The sequence below is a fragment of the Burkholderia sp. BKH01 genome, from assembly GCF_025685725.1.
GTDB classification, from domain to species: Bacteria; Pseudomonadota; Gammaproteobacteria; order Burkholderiales; family Burkholderiaceae; genus Burkholderia; species Burkholderia pyrrocinia_C.
Window position 1 is genome coordinate 1 of record NZ_JAOTQT010000009.1, and the last position, 24,144, is coordinate 24,144.

The window sequence follows — 24,144 nt, forward strand, 5'->3', positions numbered from 1 at the left end:
GGTCGAGCCGGATCGCCGCGTGGTGCGCGCCGTCCGAAAACGCCGCGGACAGCGCGGCCAGCAGCGCGCGCCGCTGGTCGGCCGGCGTCGCGCGATGGTTGTACGCGACGAGGCGCAGCGCGCCGTCGTCCGCAAGTTGCGCGCGCAGCAACTGCGCGCCGATGCCGTCGCCCTGCGCGACGCGGATCTCCGTGCCGTCGCGCAAGGCGAACAGCCCGTCCGCGAACGCAAGGCGGCACGTATCCGGCATCGTGAATCCGTCCGGACGCACTTCAGCCAGCATGGCGTTCCTCCTGTCCTGTTTCCGCGCACGCATCGAGCCGCGCGCCGAGCGCCGCGAGCGTCGGCGACGCGAACACGTCGGCGACCGTCAGCGCGCGACCGGCGCGGACGGCCGCGTCGACGAAGCGCACGACGTCGAACGACGTCGCGCCGGCTTCGAACAGGTCGGCGCCGGGCTCGGGCGCGGCCGTCGCGAACGTGTCCGACCACAGCGCCGCGAGCGCGGCAGCCGCGTGTGACGGTGCGTCGGTCCGTATTTCCCCGCTTGCTTGCGCGCCGAAGGCCGCATCCGCGACCACACACGCATCGGGCGCGCCGAGCGCCGCCTCCGACGCGCCGGCAAAGCGCGCGACTTCGTCGTGATAGACATCGACGAGCGCATCGACGAAGCCGCGGTCGAGCAGTTCGTCCGCATACGAGAACGCGGCGCTCACGCGGCCGTCCGGATGCTCGACGACGTCCAGTTCAAGCGTAAACACGACGCGATGGCGCACGTCGTCGAATTCCGCCAGCGACAGGCCGGCCCAGTCGCGTGCGGCCGCACCCGTCGGGCGCAGGTAGTTGAACATCACCTGGAACAGCGGATTGGCCTGCGCGGCACGCGGCGCGCGCAGCGCCGCGACGACGTCGGCGAACGGCACGTCGGCATGCGCATACGCGGCGAGCGCCGTATCGCGCACCTGGGCGAGCACGTCCGCACGGCGCGCGGCCGGGTCGATCCGCGTGCGCACGACGACCGAATTGATGAACAGGCCGAGCGCTTCGCGTGCCGCGTCGCTGGTCAGCTCGCGCGTCGACGCAAGCACGCCGACCGGCTGGTCGGTCGCACCCGTCGCACGGAACAGCGCGGTGTTGAGCGCTGCGTGCAGCAGCATCGGCAACGTCGCGTGCGCGGCCGATGCGGCGTCGCGCGCGGCGCGGATCAGCGACGCGTCGAATTCGAACGCGATGCGTGCCGCGCGCCATTGCGGCACGGCCGGCGCGTCCGTGCGCTGCGGCAGCACGCGCGCCGGCAGATCGACCAGCGCGTCACGCCAGTAGCCGACGCGAGCCGGATGGCACGGTGCGGGCAGCACGAGCGGTACGACCAGTTGGTTAGTCAGTTGGACGGCTTCGTCGAGCGGCCCATCGCCGCCGCGCACGCGGGCGACGTAGCGTACGCGCACCGCATCGAGCCACAGCTCGATCGATTCGCCATCCGACACGATGTGATGGATCGTCACCGACAACACGTGGTCGTCCGCGCCGAGCCGCAGCACGCGTGCGCGCCACAGCAGCGCATCGGCCATGAGGTCGAACGGATTGAGCGCATCGTCGGCGGTCAACGCCGCCGCGCGGGCAAGCGCATCGGGTTGCGCCGACAGGTCGACTACCGGCAGCGCAACCCGCTGCGCCGCATCGATCCGCTGGCCCGGCAGCGCACCGTCGCGCGCGACGAGCCGCGCACGCAGCGCCGGATGCACGGCCGCCGCGTCGGCGAACGCGGCGCGCAGCGCATCGATGTCGAGTGAGCCACGCACGCGCAGCGCGACCGGGATGTTGTACGCGGCGCTGTCCGGCTGCGCGCGCCACAGGAACCACAGGCCGAGCTGCGCGGGCGACAGCGGCCACACGCCGTTTGCGTCGGGCTTGACCACCGCGGCGCCCGGCGCCGCAGCGCCCGCATGCGCGGCGCGCGGCGCGTCGGCCACCTGCAGCGCGTACTGCGCGAGCACCGGCGCCTCGAACAGCGCGCGCACCGGCACGTCGCGGCCGAGCCGTTCGGCCACGCGCGTCACGACGCGCACGGCGGCGAGCGAATGGCCGCCGAGATCGAAGAAGTGATCGCCGCGGCCGACGCGCTCGAGATTCAGCACGTCGCACCAGATCGCGGCAAGCGCGGCTTCGTCGCCGTCGTGCGGTGCCTCGTACGCACGTTCGACGCGCACGGGCGCCGGCAGCCGCGCGCGGTCGACCTTGCTGTTCGCGTTGCGCGGCAGCGCATCGAGCACGATCAGTTGCGCGGGCACCATGTAGTCGGGCAGCGTGCGGCGCAGATGCGCGTCGAGCATCGCGGCTTCGACGGGCTGCGCGGCCGCCTGTGCATCGGCGGTCAGTTCGACATACGCGACGAGCTGCGCAAGCGCGCCCTGCCCGTGCACGACCGCGCACGCTTCGCGCACCGCATCGTGCGCGGCAAGCTGCGCCTCGATTTCGCCGAGCTCGATGCGCAATCCGCGCAGCTTCACCTGATGATCGACGCGGCCGATGAAGTCGAACACGCCGTCCGCGCGGCGCCGCACGAGGTCACCGGTGCGGTACAGGCGCGCGCCCGGCGCGCCGTACGGATCGGGCACGAAGCGCTCGGCCGTCAGCGCCGGGCGGTCGAGATAACCGCGCGCGACGCCGATCCCCTCGCCGCCCAGATACAGTTCGCCGATCACGCCGACCGGCAGCGGATGCAGCCGCTCGTCGAGCACGTGCGCGGTGCGTGCGCCGACCAGCGTGCCGATCGGCAGATACGCGGCGTCGCCGAGCGTCGCGAGATCGTCGCCAGGCCGGAACATCCACAGGGTCGGCGTGATGACCGTCTCGGTCGGGCCGTAGCCGTTGACCACGCGCACGTTCGGCAGCGCGCGGCGCAGCATCGCGAACGCCTCGCGCGACGTCGCCTCGCCGCCGACGGTCAGCGAACGCAGCGTCGGCGGTGCGCCGTGGGCGAGCGCCCATTCGGCGAGCTGCGCGGCGCAGCCGGGCGGCACATAGGTCATCGTCACGCCGTCGCGGACCATCATCGCGCAGGTCTGCGCGGGCGGCCACAGCACGTCGGCCGTCACCGACACGGCGGCGCCCGACATGTATTGCGAAAACCAGCCTTCGTGCGCGCCGTCGAAGTTGACCGACTGGAACAGCAGGAACACGTCGTTCTCGCCCGCGCCGTAGCGCTCGGCAATCGCCGCGCAATGCAGCGCGAACGACGCATGGTCGACGATCACGCCCTTCGGCTTGCCGGTCGAACCCGACGTGTAGATCGCGTAGGCGGCATGGCCCTGCAGCACGTCGGGCAGCGCGACGCCAGCGGCTTCGTCGAGCGCATCGATTTCATCGGCGCGCCACACGCGCAGTTCCGGCAGCTCGGGCAACGACGCAGCGCTCGCGCCGTCGGTCAGCACGTGCGCGATGCTCGCATCGCCGACGATCTGCGCGAGCCGTTCGCGCGGATGGGCCGGATCGAGCGGCACGAACGCGGCGCCGGACTTCAGCACCGCGATCAGCGCGACGAGCAGGTCGACCGAGCGCTGCAGCGCGACGCCGACGCGCATCTCGGGCCGCACGCCTGCCGCAACGAGATGACGCGCGAGGCGCGCCGCGCGTGCATCGACTTCGCCGCGCGTCAATGCACGATCGATATCGGCAACGCCGCGTGCGTCGGGCCGCGCGTGCGCATGTGCGGCGATGCGCGCATGCACGGGCACGAACGGTTCGGCTTCGGTTGCGCCCGCCGGCGCGTTCCACGCAAAGAGCTGTGCACGCTCGTCGGCGGGCAGCCAGTCGAGATCGCCGACCGGCAGGTCGGGCCGCGCGAGCGCATCGGCGAGCAGCGTGACGAAGCGCGCGGCCAGCCGTGCGATCGCATCGGCGTCGAACAGGTCGAGCGCATAGATGAACGCGGCGTCGAACGTACCGTCGGGCGTTGCCTCGACGGCGAGCGTGAGATCGAATTTCGCGGACGGCGTGCCGGACGGCAGCAACGCGGCCGCTGCCGCGCCGAGCGCCGGCAGCGCGCGGCGCTCGCCATACGCGGCCATCACCTGGAACAACGGATGGTGGCTCGCGCTGCGCGGCACGCCGAGCGCGTCGACCACCTGCTCGAACGGCACGTCCTGATGCATCTGCGCGTCGACGAGCGCGCGCTGCGTGCGTGCGACCAGCGACGAGAAACCACCGTGCGCAGGCACGTCTACGTCGATTGCCAACGTATTGACGAAGAAGCCGATCAGGCCGGCGACTTCCGCGCGTTCGCGGTTTGCAGCCGGCACGCCGACGCAAATCCGCGCATCGCCGGTCGCGCGCGCGAGCAGCGCATCGAGCGCGGCGAGCAACACCGCGAACGGCGTTGCGCCCGACGCGGCCGCGAACGCACGCAATTGCGCGCCGACGCGCCCGTCGAGCGAAAACACATGGCGGGCACCGCGCGCACTGCGTCGCGCCGGCCGTGCCGCCGCGCCCGGCAACATCAGCACGCCGCGCTGCGGATCGAGCCGTTCGCGCCAGAACGCGAGCTGGCGGTCGCGTTCGCCGGCGTCGAGCCAGCGGCGCTGCCACAGCGCGTAGTCGGCATACTGGATCGGCAGCGGCGCGAGCGGCACCGGCTTGTCGGACGCATACGCGCGGTAGAACGCCGCGAGTTCCTCCAGCATCACGCCCGACGACCAGCCGTCCGACACGATGTGGTGCACGGTCAGCGCAAGCCAGTGGTGCGTCGCATCGAAACGGACCAGATGCGCGCGCACGAGCGGCGGCGTACCGAGATCGAACGGCTCGGCTTCGTCGGCCGTCGCGACGGCCTCCGCGCGCGCGGCGCGCTGCGCGTCCGGCAGCGCTTCGAGATCGGTTTCGCGCCACGGGCAGCGCAACGGCGCATGGATCGTTTGAGCGACACCGTCCTGCGCCTCGTCGAAGGTCGTACGCAACGCTTCGTGACGCGCGATCAGCGCGTCGCAGGCAAGACGCAACGCATGCGCGTCGAGCGGGCCCGTCAGCGCAAGCCGCTCGGTGATGTGATACGCATCGGGCGCATCGATCAGCCGCGCGTGCAGCCACAGCCGCGTCTGTGCGAACGACGCCGGCACACGATCGCCGCGCGGCGTGCGCGGCGGTATCGGCAACACGCGGAAGTCGATGCCTGCCGCGCCGAGCTTGTCGATGAAGACCGCGCGCTGCGCGTCGGGCAGTTGCGCGAAACGCGTCGCGAGCGCGAGCCAGTCGGGTTGAACCTTCGTCATCCGTCGTCCTTATTGGGTTTCCAGTTCGCCGAGCAGCGCATCGATCGCGCTCGCCGCATCGGTCGCGCCGCGCGCCGCGCAGGCCGCGTCGATCGCTTCCGCGCAGCGCGCGAGCGTGCGTGTGTCGAACAGCGTGCGCAGCGGCAGAGCGAGCCCCCAGTGCAGGTTCGCCTGCGCGTGGGCCTGCGTCGCGAGCAGCGAATGGCCGCCGAGCAGGAAGAAATCGCCATCGCGGCCGATCGCGTCGACGTGCAGCACGCGTTGCCAGATCTCCGCGAGCGCGCGTTCGGTATCGGTCGCGAGTTCGACGGCTTCGGCCGCTTCGCGCACCGGCGCGGGCAACGCATGGCGGTCGCACTTGCCGTTCGGCGTGACGGGCAATGCATCGAGCTCGATCAGTTGCGACGGCACCATGTAGGCCGGCAGTTGCGCGCGCAACGCGTCGAGCAGCGCCGCGCGGTCGAGCGGGCCCGCGTCGCCGCGTGCGACATAGCCGATCAATTGCTCGTCGCGCACGATCACGACCGCATCGTTCACGCCGGGCGCCGCGCGCAGCAGCGCCTCGATCTCGCCCGGCTCGATCCGCTGGCCGCGCAGCTTCACCTGCGTGTCGACGCGGCCGAGATAGTCGAGCGCACCGTTGGCGCGCCGGCGTGCGAGGTCGCCCGTGCGGTACATGCGTGCGCCCGGCACGAACGGATCGGGCACGAAGCGCTCGGCGGTCAGTGCCGGGCGGCCGAGATAACCGCGCGCCAGGCCCGCGCCCGCGAGATACAGTTCACCGGTCGCGCCGGCCGGCACCGGCTGCCATGCGGCATCGAGCACGTGCAGTTGCAGGTTCGCGATCGGATGGCCGATCGGCACCGCGGCCGCGTTCGCGTCGTCAGGGCCGCAAGTCCAGTGCGACACGTCGATCGCGGCTTCAGTCGGCCCGTACAGGTTCACGAGCGTCGCCTTCGGCAGCAGCCGCGCCATCTTCGCGACGAGTTCGGGCGCGAGCGCCTCGCCGCTCGCGACGATCAGGCGCACGCTGTCGCATTGCGCGGCGGCCGAGAAATCGTCGAGATACGCGGCGAACGCGGCGAGCATTGACGGCACGAAATGCAGCACCGTCACGCCGTGCGCATGGATCGCGGCCGCGAGACGCGCCGGATCGCGATGGTCGCCGGGCGCGGCGATCGCGAGCTTCGCGCCGATCGCCAGCGGCCAGACGAATTCCCAGACCGACACGTCGAAGCCGAACGGCGTCTTGTGCAGCACGACGTCGTCGCGCGTCAGACGGTATGCGTGCTGCATCCACGCGATCCGGTTCGCGAGCGCGCCGTGCGTGTTGCCGGCGCCCTTCGGCTTGCCGGTCGAGCCCGATGTGTAGATCAGGTACGCGAGTCGGGCGTCGTCGATGGTCTCGCCTGCGGGCGCTTCTTCACGCTCCGCCGCTTCATCGGCGAGCAGGTCCGCAACCGTCAGCAACTGCGTCGCGGAACCGTCGCCAAGCGCGGCCTCGACCTGCTCGCGCAGATGGGCCTGCGTGATCGCGACGGCCGGCCGCGCGTCGCGCAGCAGGTACGCGATGCGCTCGGCCGGATAGTCGGGATCGACCGGCAAGTAGGCGGCGCCGGCCTTCAGCACGCCGACGAGCGCCATCACCATGTCGAACGAGCGCTCGACGCACAGCGCGACCGGCGTGTCGGGCCGCACGCCGCGCCGGCGCAGCGCGGTCGCGATGCGCGATGTGCCGACGTCGAGTTCGCGATAGGTCGCGCGATGCACGCCGCCGTGAACGTCCGCGTATTCGAGTGCGATCGCGTCGGGCGTCGCGTGCGCCGCATCGGCGAATTGCAGATGCAGCGGCTGCCGTTGCGAGACCGGCCATGACTTTGCGGTGTCCTGCGCAAGCGCCAGTGCGTCTCGGGTCGCGTCGTCCGCGATCGACAGCGCGCCGAGCAGCGCATCCGGCGTGCGGGCCAGCGCATCGAGCGCGCACGCGAACGCACGGTGCCAGGTCTCGACCTGCCGCGCATCGACTCGCGCGGTGTCGTAGCCGTAGTCGATCGTCATTTCGGCGCCGTTCTCGATCACGAGCGTCAGCGCGAAATCGGTCGCTTCGATGCTGCGCACGCCGCTCAATGCAAGCGCGCGCGGATCGGCGTCGTGCGCCGTGTCGTCCACCGGGTAGTTCTCGAACACGACCAGCGTGTCGAACAGTGCGCCGCCCGCGCCGCGCGCCCAGCGCTGGATGTCGGCGAGCGGCGTATGAGCATGCTCGGCGGCCGCCGCATTCTCGCGCTGCAGCGTTTGCAGCCAGTCGGCCGCGCGTTGCTGCGGCGCAGGTGCGGTGATGACCGGCAGCGTATTGATGAAGAGACCGAGCACCGTGTCGACATCCGCGAGCGCATCGGGGCGGCCCGCGACGGTCGCGCCGAACGCGATGGCCGGCTGGTGCGTCATCCGCTGCAGCGCGAGCGCCCACGCACCCTGCACCAGCGTGTTGACCGTCAGCTTCAGCACGCGCGCCGTCTGCGCGACACGCGTCATCGCGTCCGCATCGATCGTCGCGCGCCAAGTGACCATGTCGGCATCGGCGCGGTCTGCCGCGCGTTCCGCGATCAGCGTCGGCGCGTCGAGCCGCGCGAGGCGCTCGGTCCAGAAGCGTTCGTCGGCATCGCGCTCGCGCGTGCCGAGCCACGCGATGAAGTCGCGATAGCGCAGCGCCGGGCGGCTCGCGAACGGCGACACGGCGTCCGGGTCGCGATAGTCGCGCAGCACGTCCGCGAGCAGGCGCGCGGTGCTCCAGCCGTCGAGCAGCACGTGGTGACGCGTCCACACGACGCGCCATGCATCGTCCGTCACGCGGATCAGCGTGAGCCGCATCAGCGGCGGCTCGCGCCAGTCGAAACCGCGTGCGCGGTCGGCCGCGAGCCACGCATCGAAATCGGCGTCGAGCGTGTCGCCGCGCGTGCGCCAGTCGAGCTGCTCGACCGGCATCCGTGCGTGGCGATGCACGCACTGCAGCGGCGCGGCTTCGTCGGGCATCACGCTCGTGCGCAGGATGTCGTGGCGCGCGACGGATGCGTCGAACGCGTTGACGAGACGCTCGGCATCGAGCGCGGTCGCGGTCGCGACGAGCTGGTTCACGTAGCTTGCGTGGCCGGGCGCGAACAGCGCATGGAACAGGATGCCCTGCTGCATCGGCGACAGCGGATATACATCGTCGATCGAGCGCCAGTCGAGCGGCTTACGTTCGATCGCGGCCTGCGTGAGGCCGGCGGCCTGCGCGAGCGGGAAATCGCCCGGCGTCGCGCCGCCGCCGCGATGCGCGACGCGCGACGCGCACGCGTCGATGACCTCGCGCAACGCGGCCGCGAAGCGTTCGGCGAACGCGTCGATCGTCGCGCGCTCGAACTGCGGCGCGCCATAGACCCAGTGCACTTTCAGCGTGCGCGCGCCGTCGCGGTCCATATCGAGGTACGCGTGGATCGCGAGCGTATTGCCGAGCGGCCCTTGAAGGTCGCGCTCGATGCCGGTGCCGCCGAAGCGCGGCACGAGCGTCGCGTCGCGCGGCGCGTCGAACTGACCGAGATAGTTGAACGTGACGCGCGGGCGCGGCACGGCGGCCAGCGCCGCGCGCGTCGCCGGATCGCCGTAGTGCGCGAGCACGCCGAAGCCGAGCCCCTTGTGCGGCACCGCGCGCAGCGTGTCCTTGACCGCGCACAGCGTGTCGCTCGCGGTCGCTTCGACCGGCAGCGTCACCGGGTAATGGCTCGTCAGCCAGCCTATCGTGCGGCTCGCGTCCGCATCGTCGAACAGCGCCTCACGGCCGTGTCCTTCCAGTTCGATGCGGCACGATGCGCCGCCGCCGCGTGCGCCGGACAGCGCCAGCGCGAGTGCGGCACCGAGAAGCTCGATCGTCTGCGTGCGATAGGCCGCATGCGCATCGGTCAGCGCCGCGCGCGTCAATGCCGCGTCGATCGTCTGCATGACGACGGCTGCATCGGCATTCGTCGCCGCTGCGTCGGGGTGATCGGGCACGAGGTCGGCGCCCTGCGCCATCCCGGCCCAATACGCGGCCTCGGCCGCGAACGGCGATGCCGGTTCCGTCGCGGCGCGCGCGAGCCGTGCGGCCCATGCGTCCGCGCGCAGGCCCGGTTGCGACAGCCGGACCGGCGTGCGGTCGCATGCGGCGCGGTAGGCCGTGTCCAGGTCGTCGAGCAGGATGCGCCACGACACGCCGTCGACGATCGCGTGGTGAATCGCCAGATAGAGCCGCGCCGAACCGTCCGGCAGCCGTGCCGCGCACGCGCAGGCGAGCGGCCCGCGGCCGAGATCGAGACGGCGCTGCAACGCATCGAAACGCGCGAGCGCGTCGGCTTCGTCGCGTGCGGCGACTTCGACGAACGGCAGCGCATCGTACGGCTTCGCGGCATCGCTCGCGTGCCACGTGCCGTCAGCACCGCGCGCGAAGCGCTGGCGGAACGCATCGTGATGCGTCAGCAACGCATCGAATGCGCGCGCGAACGCGTCCGCGTCGAACGGCCCGCGCACGTCGAACGCGACCGACTGGTTCCAGTGGCCGCGATGCGGGACGTCGAGCGCGAAGAAGCGCTGCTGCGCCGGTGTCAGGATTGGTGCGGCAGCCGGCGTCGCCGCCGCGGTTGCAACCGCGATCGCAGGCTGTGCAGTGGCGGCCGCGTCATCGGTCTTCGCGATACGCGCGAGTTCAGCCACCGTCGGACCGTCGAACAATTGCTTCGGCGTAAAGCGCACGCCGCGCTTGCGCGCACGGGCAATCACCTGCAGCACGAGGATCGAATCGCCGCCGAGTTCGAAGAAGTTGTCGTCGCGGCCGACCTGCGGCGCCTTCAGCACGGCCTGCCAGACTTCGGCGAGCACCGTTTCGACGGCGCCCTGCGGCGCGTCGCCGGACGCAAGCGCGACCGGCGCGGCCGCCAGTTCGCGCAGCGCCGCGCGATCGATCTTGCCGTTCGCGGTCACCGGCAGGCGCGCGAGCGCGACGAACTGTGCTGGCACCATGTAGTCGGGCAGCTTCGCGGCTAGCGCCGCGCGCATGGCGGCTTCGTCGAATACCGCACCGTCGTGCATCACGACGAAGGTCGCGAGCCGCAGGCGGCCGTCATGCTCGATCGCGAGCGTTTCGGCTTGCGCGACCGGGCCGGCCGCGCGCACGGCCGCACTCGCCTCGCCCGGTTCGACGCGGTAGCCGCGAATCTTCACCTGGTCGTCGATGCGGCCGAGGAACGCGAGACGACCGTCCACGCGCAAGCGCACGCGGTCACCGGTGCGATACAGCCGCGCGCCGGGCGTGAACGGATCGGGCACGAAGCGTTCGGCGGTCTGTGCCGGACGCCCGAGGTAGCCGCGCGCGACGCCCGGCCCACCGAGATACAGCTCACCGGCTGCGCCGGCCGGCACGCATGCGCCGAACGCATCGAGCACCAGCGCGCGCGCATTCGGCAGCGGCAGGCCGAGCGGCACGCCGCTCGCGGGATCGCGCGCATCGGCGGCAATCGATGCGGTATCGCACGCAATCGCGCCGACCGTCGCTTCGGTCGGCCCGTAATGATTGATCACGCGGCAGGCCGGCGCGAGCGCGGCCAGGCGCGCAACAAGCGCCCACGTGAGCGTTTCGCCGCCCGTTACGAGCGCGTGGCGCGGCAGCACGTCGGCCGGCACGCGCGCGTCGAGCAGCGCCTGCAGGTGGCTCGGCACGATCTTCAGCACGCCGACGTCGCGGCGGCGCATCTCGTCCGCGAACAGGTCGGGATCGAACGCACATGCGGCCGGCAGCAGGTGCAGCGCGCGACCCGCGCACAGCGCGCCGAACAGCGTCGTGTGGCCGAGGTCGGCCGCGACGGTCGACACCATCGCGAACGACGCGTCCGGCGCGAACGCGAGTTCGTCGAGCATTCCCTGCACGTAGTCGGCCAGTGCGCCGTGCGACACGACGACGCCCTTCGGCGTGCCGGTCGAACCCGACGTATAGATCAGGTACGCGCCCTGTTCCGGATGCGGTGCGACGCGCACGCCGGCCGCATGCGCGAGCGTCGCGTCCTGTGCGAGCGTGTCGACGTCGAGCGGCTGAGCGTCGATGCCGGCCGGCCACGCGGCCGTATCCGCGACGAGCGCCCAGCGCGCGCCGCAGTCGGCTGCCGCCGCGGCCAGTCGTGCGGCCGGCTGCGCGGGATCGAGCAGTACGGCGAGCGCACCGGCCTTCAGCGCGCCGAGCAGGCCGACGACGAAGCGTGCGGACCGTTCGATGCAGACGACGACCGGTGCTTCTGCCGCCGCGCCACGCTGTGTCAGCGCGCGCGCGATGCGGTTCGACGCGTCGTCGAGTTCGGCGAACGTCAGCGACGCCGACGCATCGGCGAGTGCGACGCGATGCGGATACGCGGCGGCCTGTCGCGCGAACGCGGCGACGATGTCGGCATGTTCGACGCACAGCGCACGGCCGTCGCGCGGCTGGCGCGAGGCGGCCGATGCGTCGCACGGCAGCGCGGCCGTCATGCGTTGCGGATCGTGCGCGGCCGCGCCGACGAGCGCCGCATAGCTGTCGAGCCACGCGCGTGCGGTGTCCGCGTCGATGCAGTCAGTCGCATAGGCGGCGACCAGTTCGATCCCGTTCGTGTCGTCGGTGAAATCCAGCGCGAAGTCGAAACGCGCGGCCAGATCGGGCCCCGGCGTGGCAACAGCGGTCGCGCCCGGCAGCACGCTGTCGTGCCGCGCGTCGAACTGCTGCGCGAATTTCACGCGCAGCCATTCGTCGCCGCGCTTGACCGGCGGCTTCACCGCATCGACGACACGCTCGAACGGCACGTCCTGGTGTGCGACCGCGTCGAGCGCCGCCGTGCGTGCCGCGTCGACGAGTGCGCGGAACGGCAGCGTCGGCGCCACGCGCACGCGCAGCGCAACCGTGTTCAGGAACAGCCCCAGCAACGCACGCGTTTCAGCGCGCTGGCGATGCGCGACCGGCACCGCGACGACGACGTCCGTTTCGCCGGTCAGGCGCGACAGCCACGCATCGAGTGCAGCCAGCAGCACCGTGAAGACGGTGGCCTGCGCGTCGCGCGCGAGTTGCCGCACGTCGGCCGCGACCGCGTCGGGCAGGCGCAGCGACACGCGTGCGCCCTGCAGCGTGCGCGCGGCGCCCGGCTGACGGTCGACCGGCAGCGCGATCGGGCCCGGCACGTCGCGCAATGCGCCGCGCCAATAGTCGAGCTGGCGTTCGCCCTCGCCGCCGGCCAGCATGTCGCGCTGCCAGTCCGCGTAGTCGGCGTACTGGATCGGCAGATCAGGCAGCGACGGTTCGCGGCCTTCCGCATACGCGCGGTACGCGGCCGACAGTTCGTCGAACGCGCAGCGCGAGCTCCAGCCGTCGGTGATCGCGTGATGTGCGGTGAGCAGCAGGCGGTGACGGTCGTCGGCGAGCGCGACGAGCGTCGCGCGCAGCAGCGGGCCGCGTGCGAGATCGAACGGTTCGGCCGCATCGCGCTCGGCGAGGCGCGCGGCTTGCGCATCACGCGCGGCCGGCGGCTGGTCGCGCAGGTCGATAGCGGCGATCGACACCGGCAGATGCGCATGAATCCGCTGCATCACGACGCCGTCGTCGGTGTCGACGAGCGTCGTGCGCCACGCTTCGTGCCGGCCGATCACGTGGTCGAGCGCGCGCTGCAGCGCGTCGCGATCGAGCGTGCCGTCGATCGTCCAGTGCGCGGCGATGTGATACGCGGCGCTCGCGTCACGCGTTTGCGCGAGCACCCAGAAACGTTGCTGCGCGAGCGACGCCGCACGGTCGACATGCGGTGCGCCCGATGCGGCCGCGTCGGCCGTCGCGCGGCGTGCGGAAATGGCGGCCAGCGGCTCGCCTGTCTCTCGTTCCGAACGATCGACCGTTTCGGCCAGTTCCGCGAGCGCCGGATCGGCGAACAGCGTATCGAGCCGCAGGTTCACGCGCGATGCGGCACGAATCGCGGCCTGCATCTGCATCACGGCGAGCGAATCGGCGCCCAGCGCGAAGAAATGGTCGTCGCGCGACGGCGCGGCGTCGAGGCCGAGCAGCGTTTGCCAGAGGCCTGCGAGCTGCTGCTCGGTCGGCGTGCGAGGCGCGTCGCCGGCACCTTGCGTCGTGTCGCGCGCGGCGGCAATCCGCTCGCGCAGCGCGGCACGGTCGATCTTGCCGTTCAACGTATACGGCAGCGCATCGCAGCGCACGAACCGGTGCGGCTGCCATGCCGCCGGCAATTGCGCGGCCACGTGCGCCTTCAGCGCCGCATCGTCGGCCGCCGCGCGCAGCGCGACGCACGCGATCAGCCGCGTCGGCCCGTTGCCGGTTTCGGCAACCACGGCCGCGTCGGCCACGGCCGGATGCGAGCGCAGGCACGCGGCGATTTCCGCGGGTTCCACGCGCACGCCGCGCACCTGGACCTGGTCGTCGAGGCGGCCGAGATAGTCGAATGCGCCGTCGTCACGCAGGCGGGCGAGATCGCCCGTGCGGTAGACACGCGCACCCGGCTCGCCGTCCGGATCGGGAATGAAACGTTCGGCCGTCAGCGCCGGGCGGCCGTGATAGCCGCGCGCGATGCAGACGCCGCCGAGCAGCAGCTCACCCACGCCGTCGCTCTCACCGCCGTCGATGCGCGCGACGCGCGGGCCGATCACGCGGCCGATCGGCAGCGACGCATACGTGTCGTCGGCGGCCAGCACGGGCGCCTCGCCCGGTTCGACCGGCCACAGCATCGGCGAGATCACGGCCTCGGTCGGCCCGTAGCCGTTGATCAGGCGTACCGACGGGAACGTGCGGCGCACGAATTCGAATGCCTGCTGCGGCAGCGCTTCGCCGCCGAACGCGAGCACGCGCAATGCCGGCGGCACGCCGTCGCGCGCGGCGACAGCCGCGAATTCCCGCAGGTATGCAGGCGGAAATGCGGCGACGTTGACCGATTCGCGCACCATCAACGCATGCGCGGCGTCGGGCGCGAACGGTTGCGGCGGCGCCACGACGATACTGGCGCCGATCGCGAGCGGCGCGAGCCAGCATTCATGAGCGGCGTCGAAATTGACCGACGCGAAATGCAGCAGGCGGTCGCCCGCGTCGATCGGCAGCGCGGCCGCGAGCGCGTCGCAATGCGCGGCGAGCGGCCCGTGTTCGACGACGACCGCCTTCGGCGTGCCGGTCGAGCCCGACGTATAGATCATGTAGGCGGCCGCACGCGGGTGCACGGGCGCGTCTTCGTCATCGGCAGCGAAGTCCTGCTCGCCCGCCGCTTCCGCTGCCGCGTCGAACGCGTGTTCGAACGGCGCGCCGAGCGCCGCGCGGCCGGCTTCGTCGACGATGCCGTGCCGCAGTTGCGCATCCTGGACGATCCAGTCGAGGCGCGCGGCCGGATGAAGCGGATCGAGCGGCACGAACACGCCGCCCGCCTTCAGCACGGCCAGCAGCGCGACGAACAGCTCGCACGAGCGCTCGACGCAGACGCCGACCGGCACTTCCGCGCCGACGCCGGCCGCGCGCAGTTGCCGGGCCAGCCGCGACGCACGCGCGTCGAGCGCGCCGCGCGACAGGCGCAAGTCGTTCTGGAAAGGTACGGCGATTGCCGGTGCGTCGGGCGCGACGCGCGCCAGTTCGCGGATTCGGTGATGCAGCGCAGTCGGGAAACTCGTCATGTGCGTGAAGTCCTTCGGTCCGGCCGCTTCGGCCAAGTCTCGGGGCCGCTTGGGGCGGCTTCACTGGTGTGACGAACGGCGCGGCCGATTTTTTACCGTTTCGCGCTCAAAGCGTGCGTGATCGTCTTTTTTGCACGCGCTGCTAAATATTTGCGCGGCCCGTTCGTCTATCAGGGAGGAAAGCCGGAACGGGGCCCGCCCCCGCCCACCGCTTTCGCATCGACTTTTTCGTTTCCGCGTATTCGCTTGCCTTCCCTTTACCGACGTTGCCGATGACTGCTGCCCACGAGCCTTCTTCCCCGCCGTCCCTCGACGCCTCGCCCGCCCGCCCCGCGGCGCGCCTGATCCTCGCGCTGTTGCGCGAAAGCCGCGCGTCGCTCGCGCTGGCGCTTACCGCGTGCGTGCTGAACGGCGTCGCGAGCGTGCTGCTCGTCGCGACGCTGAACCGCGCACTCTCGCAGCCCGGCACGGCCGATGCGTCGCTCGCGTGGCGCTTCGCGCTGTGCGCTGTGATCGCGCTCGTCACGCGGATCGTGTCGGGCACGCTGTTCGCGCGCCTGTCGCAGGACACGATGGCGCGGCTGCGCGTGCATCTCGCGCGGCGCGTCGGCGCAGCCGAGCTGCGCGACATCGAGCGGATCGGCGCGGCACCCGTGCAGTCGGTACTGACCGACGACGCGACCAACGTGTCGATGCTGTTCTTCGCGCTGCCGAACCTGGTCATGCACGGCTCGATCGTGTTCGGCTGCCTCGGTTATCTCGCGTGGCTGTCGTGGCCCGTGTGCGTGCTTGCGCTGGCCGCGATCGTCGCCGGCTCGCTCGGTTATCACACCGGCGACCGCCGCGCGATCGCGTCGCTCGAAGCGGCCGGCCACGCGCAGGACCGTCTGTTCGGCTATCTCGGCTCGCTGTTTTCCGGCGCGAAGGAACTGAAGCTGCACGATGCGCGCGCGCGCCAGTTCGTCGACGGCCAGCTCGGCGCCGCGATCGGCGAAGTACGCGACCACCGCCGCCGCGCGTTCAGCGCGTATGCGGTCGGCGTCGGCTGGATCATCTTCCTGTTCTACGTATTCCTTGGCGTGGCGTCGTTCTGGCCGCAGCTCGGCGTGCATGCCGATCCGGGCACGGCGGCCGGCTATGTCGTCGTGTTCCTGTTCATGCTCGTGCCGCTCGACGGGCTCCTGAACAACCTGCCGACCGTCAACGCGGCACGCGTGTCGCTCACGCGGATCGAGGGCGTGATGGCCGAATTCGGCGCGCTGCGCACGGTGCCGCCGGCGGCCGACGCGCCTGACGTGCCGCCGGCCGGCGCCGTCACGTTGCGCGGCGTCACGCACGCGTATTTCCACGAGCGCGACGAACGGATGTTCAGCATCGGGCCGATCGACCTGACGATCAAGCCGGGCGAGCTCGTGTTCATCGTCGGCGGCAACGGCAGCGGCAAGACAACGCTCGCGAAGGTGCTGACGGGGCTCTACGAGCCCGAGGAAGGCACGATCGAGGTCGATGGCCGCCCGATCGGCTGGCGCGAGCGGGCAGCGTACCGGCAGCGCTTCAGTGCGGTGTTCAACGATTTCCACCTGTTCGATGCGCTGCTCGGCATCGTCGATCCCGACGATCCGGCCCGCGCGCAGGCCGATGCGCGGGCGAACGCGCTCGTCGCGAAGCTGGCGCTCGACCACAAGGTGAAGGTGGTCGACGGCGCGTTCTCGACCCGCGCGCTGTCGACCGGGCAGCGCAAGCGGCTCGCGCTCGTCGTCGCGTATCTGGAAGACCGGCCGTTCTACCTGTTCGACGAATGGGCGGCCGACCAGGACCCGTCGTTCAAGGCCGTGTTCTACGAACAACTGCTGCCCGAGCTGCGCGCGCGCGGCAAGGCCGTGATCGTGATCACGCACGACGACCGCTATTTCGATCTCGCCGACCGGCTGTTGAAGCTCGACAACGGGCGCATCGTCAGCGACACGATGCCGGCGCGTTTGCGTGCTCAGGACGGTGTCGATGCGCTGAGCGTGTAAGCCATTCATGAATCGATCGCCGACGCGCCCGCAATGGCAACGCGTCGGCGATGTTCGGTTCGGAAGGAAATATTGCTGACGAGCGGCGACAAGGAAAGGCAGGAGCAATCGACCATCAAGCCCTGCCCGTCAAAACAGCACTATCCGTGCCGATAAACCACCGCGCACTCAACGCGCGGCCGGCATCTTCAGCATCGTATCGGTCATCACGTCGGCCAGCTTCAGCGCCGACATCGGCCCGCCGAATCCCCAGATATTGCGCTCGATGAGCGCGATCCGGCGATCGCGCAGCGCGGGCACGAAGCGCCACACCGGCGAATCGAGTTTCGCCGCCAGCGGCGCGTCCATCCCCGACGCGGTCACGAACAGCACGGCCAGGTCGCGCTGCGTGAGCAGGTCGGCCGACGTCACGTACAGCGTGCCTTCCCGCGTCGGCTTCTTCGGCCACGGATCGAGCCCGAGCGCACGCGCGAGGCCGGCCGACGTGCTGTTGCCCGTATAGGCCCAGTAACGGTCGGGCAAGCCGAGATCCTGCAGCAGCGCGATGCGCTCGCCCTTTTTTCCCGCTGCCGCGAGCCGCGCCGCATTGCGCGCGATCCCCGCGTCGAGTTGCGCATCGACCGCCTGCGCGCGCGCATCGCGCCCCGTCACCGCGCCGATCGTCCGGAAGATCTGCCGCATCCAGTCGAGCTGCGTGACGGGCACGCCGCCGTCGGAAACATTCGGGCTGAACTGGAACAGGATCGTCGGCGCGATCCGGTCGAGCGCGTCGAAGATCGGCGCATGCCGGAAGCCGACGCCGATGATCAGGTCCGGCTTGACCGCGGCGATCGCCTCGAGCCCCGGCTCCTGCCGCGAGCCGATGTCGGTCACGTGCGCGAGCCGGTCGCTCCGGTAGCCGAGCCAGCCCGGATAGAACGCCGTATCGGCCATCCCGACCGGCACGAGGTCGAGCGCGATCACGCTTTCCGCGAACATGAAGTCGAGCGCGACCACGCGCTGCGGCCGTGCGGGCATCTTTGCGCTCGCCTGCGACACGACGGGGTTGCCGGCCAGCGACACGGCGCCCGGCGTGCCGGGTCCTCCGCCGGCAACGGCAACCGCACCGGCCGACGCGGAAAACACGCCGCAGCACGCGGCACCGAGCGCGGCGAGTGCGCCCAACGCGTGCCGGCGGCCGGCATGCGTCACCGGATCGCGTCCTGCGCGGCCAGCGCCGCGTCGTCCATCGTCAATAGCAGGGGGCAGCTTCCACACAGTTGCGTTTCTCCGGGAATTTCGTAGCGCAGGCAGCACACGCGGCGCGCGCGGAACGGCGTCGGCAGCAGCGGCGAGCGCGGCACGGCATCGCGCACCGGCATGCGCAGCGGATTCGGTTCGCAGCCGAAGCACGTCGAGCCGAACAGCCAGCCCGCGTCGCGCACGGGATCGGCCGCGCAACGCAGCGACCGGCAGGTGTCGAGCAGATAGTCGAGCAGGTTGCCCGCGTTGCTCCACAGCACGCGCGGCGTGACGCGGCCCATCGCCGCGAGCAGGTCGATCGCCGCGCCGAGATGCGCGACGAGCCCCGCATAGCGAAGCGCGGGATCGTCGCACGGCGCGCCGAGCGCGTCCGCCGCGAAATACAGCGCGGCGGGCATCCCGTCGTCGAGCGCCACGAACGTGCGCTCGGGCGTCATGTCGAGCGGCCGGCCGAGTGTCAGCGCGGCGACGACGCCGGCCGGCGCGGCACGGCCGAAATAGTATTTGCTCCATTGCGACATCAGCGCGCGCGCATGCCGTGCCGGATCGCCGCCGTAATGGCGGACCATCGCGTCGAGCACTGCGTCACGATGCTCGGGCAACGCGCTGACGGGCACGACGATGCGGCCCGGCGCATGTGCGTCGTCGGGCATGCCGAGCCACACGACGTCGAGATGTTCGGCGAACGGTTCGGGCGCGAACGCCGAGAAGCGCGTGGCGCGCGCGCCGTCGAGCGACGGCGTCATCGCCCCGCGCGCCGGGCGCGGCGCCCCTCGAGGATCAGCAGCCCGAGCAGATACGGCGCGCCGATCAGCGCGGTCAGCACGCCGGCCGGCACTTCGCGCGGCGCGACGACCGTGCGCGCCGCGAGATCCGCGACACCGAGGATCAGCGCGCCGCATGCGGCCGCGAGCCACAGCCGCGTGCGATGCCGGCGCGCGCCGAGCATCGTCGCGACGTGCGGCGCCATCAACCCGATGAAGCCGACCGGCCCGACCGCCGCGACGGCCGCGCACGCGGCGAGCGTCGCGATCGTCAGCGCGAGCGGCCGCAGCGCGGCCACCGGCAGGCCGAGCGCGGCCGCCTGGTCGTCGCCGAGCGCGAGCATGTCGAGCGGTCGCGCGAGCCACGCGAACACGGGCACCGCGACCACGCACCACGGCAGCAGCATCGACACCTCGCCCCAGCTGCGGCCATAGGTGCCGCCGACGAGCCACACGACGAAGCGCGCGGGCTGCACGCTTTGCTGCGTGATCAGCCATTGCGCGAGCGTGGTCCACAGCGCGCCGATCACGATACCGGTCAACGCAACCGCGAGCGGCGCATAACGATGCCGGTGATTCAGCGCGAGCGTGATCGCGAGCGACAGTCCGCCGCCGATCAGCGCGGCCGCCGCGAGCGTCATGTGGCCCATCAGCGGCCACGTCGACAATGCGAACAGCGTGACGAGCCCCGCGCCCTGCGTGACGCCGAGCACTTCGGGGCCCGCGAGCGGATTGCGCACGACGCTCTGCATCGCGACGCCACTTACGGCCAGCAGCGCGCCCGCGAGCAGCGCGCACAGCAGGCGCGGCATGCGCAGGTCGATCAGCATCCGCGCGAGCGCATCGTGGCCGGACAGCGCGGCGGACCAGCGTGCGGGCGACAGCCACTCCGGGCCGGCCGACACGCCGACCGACACCACCAGCGCGCCGACCACGACGAACAGCGCCGTGCGCAGCGGCCAGCCGAGCCGTTCGAGCCAGCCGACGAGCCGCGTCGAGCCGCCGCCCGCCGCACGTTCGGCATCCGCGTGCAGCACGCCCGACCACGCGGCGCCGCGCCGGATCATCGCGAGCATCAGCGGCGTGCCGACCAGCGCGATCGCGACGCCGGTCGACAGCGTCGCGTCGAGTCCCGACGCGAGCACCGCGCTGTCGGTAACGAGCACGAGCGCGCCGCCGGCGAGCGCCGACAGCGGCACCAGCACGCCGAGCCGCGCCGCGCGCGCGCCGCGCACCTGGCGCAGCAGGTTCGGCGCGACGAGACCGACATACGACAGCGGGCCCGCGATGCTGACGGCCACGCTCGTGAACGCGACCGCGACGAGCGTCGCGGCGAGCCGCGTCGCATCGACGCGCACGCCGGCCGCGGCCGCCGCATCGTCGCCGAGCGTGAGCGGGTTCAGCGGCCGGATCACGAACGGCAGCGCGACCAGCGGCACGACGAGCCAGCGCGCGGCGAGCGCGAGGCCCGTCGCGCCCGGCTGGTAAAGGCTGCCGTTGGTCCACAGCGCGGCGCCCGCGATGTTCTGCTCGAAGAACGCGAGCACGAGCGTCGACAGCGCCGCGAACAGCAGCATGCACACGCTGCCCGCGAGCACGAGCCGCAACGGCGTCGCGCGCCAGCCGCCGGCCGCGACGATCGCGCACGCGGCGGCGGCCAGCCCGCACACGAACAGCAGCGGCACCGATGCGACGCCCGCCAGCGCCGGCACGAGCATCGCCGCGAGCAGGCCGAGCTGCGCGCCGCCCGTCACGCCGAGCAGGTCGGGCGACGCGAGCGGATTGCGCGTGAGCGACTGGAACAGCGCGCCCGCGATGCCGAGACAGCCGCCCGCGACGAGCGCGGCCGCGACACGCGGCAGGTTGAGGTCGAACAGGAATACGTGCGCGAGCGCGGCGGCGTCGCTGCCTGGCGCCGCCGCCCACCACACGCGCAAATCGGGTGCGACCCGCAGCGCCGCGAGTATCGCGATCAGCACGACGAGGCCGAGCGCGATCGTGCCGGCCCGGCCGGTGGCCGCGCCCTTCCCCGTCGCCGCGAGGCGCTTGCGCATCGCGAACGTCGTCATACGGCGAGATCCCGGTCGAAAACACCGGCCGCCTGCGGCGCGCCGGCGCTCGACGGCCCGTAGGCCGGCACGCACATCGGCGCGCCCGTCTGCGGATGCGCGAGCTTCAGCATCTCGACGCCGAACGCAGCGCGCAGCCGCGCCGGATCGAGCATCGCATCGGGCGAGCCCTGCGCGACGACGCGGCCCGCGCGCATCAGCACGATCTCGTCGCTGTACGCGGCCGCCTGGTTCAGGTCGTGCAGCACCCACACGATCGTCAGCCCGCGCGCGCGGTTCAGCGCGCGCAACGCATCGAGGATGTCGAGCTGGTGATGGATGTCGAGATAGGTGGTCGGTTCGTCGAGCAGCACGATCGGCGCCTGCTGCGCGAGCGCCATCGCGATCCACGCGCGCTGGCGTTCGCCGCCCGACAGCGCGCCGACGTCGCGGCCCGCGTCGTCGGCGAGGCCGCTCGTCTCGAGCGCCTCGTCGATCGCCGCATGGTCGGCCCGCGACAGCCCGCGCAGGAAGCCGCCGTACGCATAGCGCCCGTACGCGACGAGCTCGCGCACCGTGAGCCCCGACGGAATCTGGTTGAACTGCGCAAGCATCGTCAGCTCGCGCGCGAGCGCGCGACGGCGAAACGACGCGAGCGGCTTGCCGTCGACTTCGACATGGCCGGCACGCGCGGGCTGCAGGCCCGCGAGCGTGCGCAGCAGCGTGCTCTTGCCGCAGCCGTTCGGCCCGCACAGCGCGGTCACGCGGCCGGCCGCGATCGACAGGTCCAGCCCGTCGATCACGACATGGTCGCGATAACCCACCGTCAACCCGCGCGCGGCAAGCGCGGCGGCACTACGCGTCATCGGTCCTCCGTTCGGTCGCGCGCGGCACCGCATAACCCTGCGCCATCGCGACGACAACCTTGCGCGGCCCCTCGAACGGGTCGCGCGCATGCGCGGTCAGCATGTTGTCGAGCATCAGCACGTCGCCCGTGCGCCACGGGAACACGATGCGCTGCTGGTCGAGCACGCCGCGGATCTGCGCGAGCGCATCGGCCTCGAGCGGCTCGCCGTCGCCGTAGTACACGTTGCGCGGCACGTTCTCCAGCCCGACCGCATCGACGAGCGCTTCCTGCATGTCGTCGTCGAGCGCGGACAGATGGAACAGGTTCGCCTGGTTGAACCACACGCGATCGCCGGTGCGCGGATGGCGCGCGACGGCCTGGCAGCGTTCGCGCGTGCGCAGCAGCAGTTCGCCGTCGTCGTCGGTGCGCCATGCGCATTCGATGCCACGCGCCGCGCACATCCGCTCGACCTCGGCCGGCTCGTCGGTGCCGAACGACTGCTGCCACGGCAGGTCGAGCCCCTGCCCGAAATTGCGCACGTACAGCAGCTCGCGCCGCTCGAAGCGCGCGACGAGCGCCGGATCGAGCGCACGGTACACGGCACGGCTGTCCGCGATCGGCGTCGCGCCGCCCTTGGGCGCCGCGAGCGCGCAGTGGAACCAGATCCGCAGCGGCCATTCGCGCGTATACGACTGCTCGTTGTGCAGCGGAATCGCGCGATGCGGCGGGTATTCGGTCGACGTGTAGACCGCGCCTTCGACCTGGCTGCGCGGCGTCGACGCGTATTCATAGCCGATCAGCGGATCGCCGAACGATGCCGCGAACTGCTGGAACGCATCGATCGACGGCACGTGAAAGCCCGTGAACAGCACGCCGCCCGCCCGTTCGAGCGTGTCGGCCGCGATCTCGCGCGCCAGCGGCGCGACTTCGTCGATCGACATCCCGTCGCTGCCGCGCGGCGACACGACGGTGGGCAGCCCCGGCTCGATACGCAGGTCGTCGAGCGTCGGCAACGAAAGCAAGGTCATGCAACGTCCTCTTCAGGTGGCACGCCGGATCACGGCGCAGCGGGTCACGATGCGCGCGACGCGCGCTCGCCGTCCATCGCGCGGCGCAGGCTCGCGGGGCGCATGTCGGTCCAGACGGTCTCGATGTGCGCGAGACAGTCGGCCTTCGGGCCGCGCACGCCGACCTCGCGCCAGCCGGCCGGCACGGGCCGGAATGTCGGCCAGATCGAATACTGTTCTTCGTCGTTGATGACGACCGTGTAGACGAGATCGTCGGTGTCGGCGGAAGGCGTCGTGGCTTGCGTCATGATCGGAAAAAAGCGGGAGACGGTTGAAGGATGCGAAGCGGCGGATTGCGCCGCTCCTGTCTGATAGACGATTGGCCGGCGCGTTTTTTTACCCTCGCCGTGCACGACCGCCCAGGAACACCGGGCAAGCGACGCCGCGATGGCACGCGTCGAGGCATTCCGCGCAGTGGCGCTCCGCATCACGCACCATGAAATGCACGAGCGTCTGCGATACGTTCAGCGCGCGCGCCGCGGTCTGCAGCGTCTCCTCGCGCAGCCGCACCATCTCGAAGGCCGCGCGGCTGCGCGCCGGCAGGTCGTCGAGCGCGGCCCATACGCGCCGCAGCGTATCGCGCGTCATCAGCGCGGCTTCCGGCGTCGGCTCGGGCGACGGCACGTCGAAGCCGTCGTCCTCTTCCGTGTGATAGACGTTTTCGAGGCTCTGCCGACGGCACGCGTCGATCGACGCATTGCGCACCATCCGCGTCACGTACGCGACCGGCTGGCGCACCGCGTCCTGGTTCGGGAATTCGACGAGCTTCACGAATACGTCGTGCACGACGTCCTCGGCGCGGCTCGCACAGCCGACGAAGCCGCGCGCGACATTGACGAGCATCGAACGATGCGAGATCAGCACGTCGAGCAGTGCGCCCTGCGCGCGGGGCTCCGCGGCACGGCGCGCACGCGGCGCGGCGCGCAGCGGCAGGTCCGGATAACTGCCGAGGAACGGGTTCGCCGTTGCCGCCGCCGGTCGGTCGAGCACTTCCGCCATGGCCATCGATCTGCTCCGTCAAATTCCGAGATAGCGCAATTTAACGTAAACGCAAATCATTCTCAATCCGATTACCAGATACCCCTTCCGGCCGTCAGGATTTGTCTGAACAATTGGCGGCATCGTTGTTCGAGCGAACGTGATCGTGCGATGCCGGCCACGACGCCGCATAAGCTTTCGACATGAAAGGCGCCGGGCAATGCCGGCGCCT

At 71.4% G+C, this 24,144-nt stretch carries 10 protein-coding genes and 1 pseudogene; 1 reads left to right on the top strand and 10 read right to left on the bottom strand.

Features of this window, described 5'->3' with window-relative positions; translation table 11 throughout:
* The 3 genes and pseudogenes from OEJ37_RS15635 to OEJ37_RS15645 form a co-directional block, all read right to left on the bottom strand.
* Positions 1-283 (bottom strand): annotated as a pseudogene (locus OEJ37_RS15635) (N-acetyltransferase); the annotation flags it as partial.
* Positions 273-5,267 carry a non-ribosomal peptide synthetase gene (locus OEJ37_RS15640; protein WP_263344786.1) on the bottom strand — a complete coding sequence of 1,665 codons (4,995 nt, stop codon included), beginning with the start codon at positions 5,265-5,267 and terminating at the stop codon, positions 273-275. The gene OEJ37_RS15640 and the pseudogene OEJ37_RS15635, both read right to left, overlap by 11 nt.
* A gap of 9 nt (positions 5,268-5,276) precedes the next feature.
* Positions 5,277-14,948 carry a non-ribosomal peptide synthetase gene (locus tag OEJ37_RS15645; protein WP_263344787.1) on the bottom strand — a complete coding sequence of 3,224 codons (9,672 nt, stop codon included), beginning with the start codon at positions 14,946-14,948 and terminating at the stop codon, positions 5,277-5,279.
* A gap of 272 nt (positions 14,949-15,220) precedes the next feature.
* Here OEJ37_RS15645 and OEJ37_RS15650 point away from each other — a divergent pair, with 272 nt between their 5' ends.
* Complete coding sequence (locus OEJ37_RS15650) at positions 15,221-16,966, top strand: cyclic peptide export ABC transporter (protein WP_263344789.1); 1,746 nt, start codon at positions 15,221-15,223, stop codon at positions 16,964-16,966.
* A 168-nt stretch (positions 16,967-17,134) separates the two neighbouring features.
* On the opposite strand, the gene OEJ37_RS15655 is transcribed toward OEJ37_RS15650, so the two are convergent.
* The 7 genes from OEJ37_RS15655 to OEJ37_RS15685 form a co-directional block, all read right to left on the bottom strand.
* Entirely contained in the window at positions 17,135-18,157 is a 1,023-nt protein-coding gene (locus OEJ37_RS15655; protein WP_263344790.1) for an ABC transporter substrate-binding protein, read from the bottom strand.
* Positions 18,154-18,954 carry a siderophore-iron reductase FhuF gene (gene fhuF / locus OEJ37_RS15660; protein ID WP_263344791.1) on the bottom strand — a complete coding sequence of 267 codons (801 nt, stop codon included), beginning with the start codon at positions 18,952-18,954 and terminating at the stop codon, positions 18,154-18,156. The genes OEJ37_RS15655 and fhuF overlap by 4 nt, the downstream gene beginning before the upstream one ends.
* Positions 18,951-21,041, bottom strand: coding sequence for a Fe(3+)-hydroxamate ABC transporter permease FhuB (fhuB, locus tag OEJ37_RS15665; RefSeq protein WP_263344792.1), 2,091 nt, complete (start codon positions 21,039-21,041; stop codon positions 18,951-18,953). Before fhuB ends, fhuF begins: the two co-directional genes overlap by 4 nt.
* Positions 21,038-21,886, bottom strand: coding sequence for an ABC transporter ATP-binding protein (locus OEJ37_RS15670; RefSeq protein ID WP_263344793.1), 849 nt, complete (start codon positions 21,884-21,886; stop codon positions 21,038-21,040). Before OEJ37_RS15670 ends, fhuB begins: the two co-directional genes overlap by 4 nt.
* Entirely contained in the window at positions 21,876-22,895 is a 1,020-nt protein-coding gene (locus tag OEJ37_RS15675; RefSeq protein ID WP_263344794.1) for a TauD/TfdA family dioxygenase, read from the bottom strand. Before OEJ37_RS15675 ends, OEJ37_RS15670 begins: the two co-directional genes overlap by 11 nt.
* Before the next feature lie 44 nt (positions 22,896-22,939).
* Positions 22,940-23,182 (bottom strand): MbtH family protein, encoded by a 243-nt coding sequence (locus OEJ37_RS15680; RefSeq protein WP_174418746.1) that lies wholly within the window; start codon positions 23,180-23,182, stop codon positions 22,940-22,942.
* A gap of 88 nt (positions 23,183-23,270) precedes the next feature.
* The gene (locus OEJ37_RS15685; RefSeq protein ID WP_174418747.1) at positions 23,271-23,939 is read right to left on the bottom strand and encodes an RNA polymerase factor sigma-70; all 669 of its coding nucleotides are present in this window, start codon (positions 23,937-23,939) and stop codon (positions 23,271-23,273) included.
* Positions 23,940-24,144 lie beyond the last annotated feature (205 nt).